The sequence below is a fragment of the Candidatus Frankia nodulisporulans genome, assembly GCF_902806475.1.
Classification (GTDB): domain Bacteria; phylum Actinomycetota; class Actinomycetes; order Frankiales; family Frankiaceae; genus Frankia; species Frankia umida.
In genome coordinates this window covers 1-530 of the sequence record NZ_CADCWS010000539.1, presented here as the reverse complement: position 1 = coordinate 530, position 530 = coordinate 1, and the positions used below count along the sequence as shown (strand labels likewise).

1 protein-coding gene is annotated in these 530 nt (G+C 66.4%); it reads right to left on the bottom strand.

What is annotated here, in order from left to right; genetic code table 11:
• On the bottom strand, window positions 1-283 hold a 283-nt coding region (locus G6R24_RS23135), incomplete at its 3' end, for a hypothetical protein (RefSeq protein WP_225438904.1).
• Window positions 284-530: the final 247 nt, after the last annotated feature.

Genomic DNA, 530 nt, shown 5'->3' with positions numbered 1-530 from the left:
TTGTCGCGGTCGCCTTCGGCGCAAAGCCGGCTGATTCGTCGACTGATGCTGTGATGGCGTTCGAATCGGGCGCGACTTCTGGTGCGACCATCGTGGTTGCCGCGGCAGTGCCGCTTTCGGCAGTGCCACTTTCGGCGGCGACACCTTTGGCGACGACACTTTCGGTGGCGGCATCAATGGCGACGTCAGATCGCGGTGCGGAAACAGCGGCGGGCGCGGCATCGGTCGCGGGCTTGCTCCTGCGGCGGGGCGCGCGAGGAGGCCGCCCCTGGGGTGAGGTCATTTCTGGTTCTCTCTGTCATGCGCCACCGGGTCGGGGCGATCTCCTGTGCCGCTGCGGGCCGTCAACCCACCGTGGCGAAGCGTGAGCCTACGCGAGTGCGAATCCGGATAAATGGCAACATCCGGAAGGCTCCGGGGCAGAAAAAGACAGAGAAAACCAGGACAGCTACCCCCTGGTGTGGTATCGCAATCCGGCTGGTCCGGCCGCCTGTTTCGCGCAGGGGGCCGGACCGGGGCTTTCCGGCCAG